Raw genomic sequence first — 1,832 nt, forward strand, 5'->3', positions numbered from 1 at the left:
GATCAAGAATCGAGTTATGTAGGGATGGACGGGATTGCTTATCTTGAAGATCTGAGTGCAGAAAATACCATTCGGGTGCAACTGCCAGATCAGCGCGTATGTGAAGCAAACTTTTCGTTGGATTTAAAACAAGCGCAACAACAGATTGTAGTGATTAAATCGGTTGTTTGTCGTGAGGTGGCTCAACCATGATTACTTTAAAAAAAATAATACCCGCAGGTCTATTATTCTCTGGATTGTTTAAAGGACAAGCGGCCTTACCGAGCACTGTGGACTTATTGATCAATGGACAGAAAGCCAATTCAACCGATGTGCAATCAGGTCCCTTCATTTTGAATAATGTTCCATTTATCAATGGTAAAGGCGAGGCGGTGATTGTCACCACAGATAGTGTTGGCCGTCAGGTGGCAACCTCTGTACCATTTTATATTTCGAATACTTTGCTTAAACCGGGGTTATTGGATTATTCCGTGTCTATGGGACAAATCCGCGAAGACTATGGGATTAAGAACTTTGCATATGGCAAGTTTGCTGGTTCGGCGGATGCACGTTACGGGATTAACGATTGGCTCACGGCTGAAGGGCGGGTTGAACTCTCAGATTCAATTCAGTTGGCTGGACTAGGTTCAGTGCTTAAGCTGAATCGGTTTGGGGTATTCAATGGTTCAGCAACTCAAAGCTGGGCAGATCGTGAGTTTAATCGAATCAATAGTCAAAACCTTAAGGGAAATCAATACACGCTAGGTTATAGCTATAACCAGCAACGCTTTGGATTTAGTCTTAATCATACTCAGCGAGATCAGGATTATTATGATCTTTCACGCTTGCAATATAGCAATTTGATTTCAGCCAACAGTCATAAAAGCTGGGTTGCCAATACTTATTTTGCCACAGATCGGTCGGGTACTTTTGGGGTGGCCTATATCCGAACCAAGAACCGCGACATTAAAAATAAACTGATGAACCTGTCTTGGGCGCCCGTATTACCATCCTATCTGCGTGGTGCGACAGTGTCGTTAAGTGCCAATCGGGATTTTGTGGAAAAAGAGTGGAGTGCAACATTTCAGTTATCGGTTCCATTTTCCAAGAGCAGATCCACGGCCAGTCTAGGTTATAGCCAACAATCCAGTGGTGATTATGCTTATGTCAACTATAACCGTAGTGCACCGTTGGCAGGCGGTGTTGGTGTTGATTTAAGCCGACGTTTTAATGAAAACAGCGATGACTACAATCAAGCACGCTTGAGCTACCGTAACCAATATTTTAATACCGATGTCGGCATGTCGGGTAGCCATGATTACAACTATTGGTTTGGACTTTCCGGTTCAGTGGTGTTGATGTCAGGCAATGTCTTTGCTGCCAATCGATTGGGCGAGTCGTTTGCTTTGATTGATACCAACAAAGTTGCAGATGTACCCGTACATTATGAAAACAGTTTGGTGGGGCGGAGTAACGCCAAGGGCTATGTTTTTGTACCATCAGTGACCCCATATTACGCGGCTAAATACAGTATTAACCCGATCGATTTACCTTCCAACTTTAATGCAACCCAAGTTGAAAATCGAATTGCGGCAAAACGAGGCTCAGGTGTGGTGATTGGCTTCCCAATCAAACAGTCTTATGCAGCAAATGTGTATTTAGTGCAAAGCAATGGGCAAGCGATTCCAGTGGGTGCGGTGGTACATCGTGCGGATCAAGAATCGAGTTATGTAGGGATGGACGGGATTGCTTATCTTGAAGATCTGAGTGCAGAAAATACCATTCGGGTGCAACTGCCAGATCAGCGCGTATGTGAAGCAAACTTTTCGTTGGATTTAAAACAAGCGCAACAA

General features: G+C 43.9%; 1 protein-coding gene and 1 pseudogene. Both read left to right on the forward strand.

Annotated features, from left to right (window positions below):
* On the forward strand, nucleotides 1-192 hold a 192-nt coding region (locus M2R48_RS05640; protein ID WP_262085359.1), incomplete at its 5' end, for a FimD/PapC C-terminal domain-containing protein.
* A gap of 47 nt (nucleotides 193-239) precedes the next feature.
* A pseudogene (locus M2R48_RS05645) lies at nucleotides 240-1,832 on the forward strand (fimbria/pilus outer membrane usher protein); the annotation flags it as partial.

The organism is Acinetobacter sp. I-MWF (genome assembly GCF_025433935.1).
GTDB classification, from domain to species: Bacteria; Pseudomonadota; Gammaproteobacteria; order Pseudomonadales; family Moraxellaceae; genus Acinetobacter; species Acinetobacter guillouiae.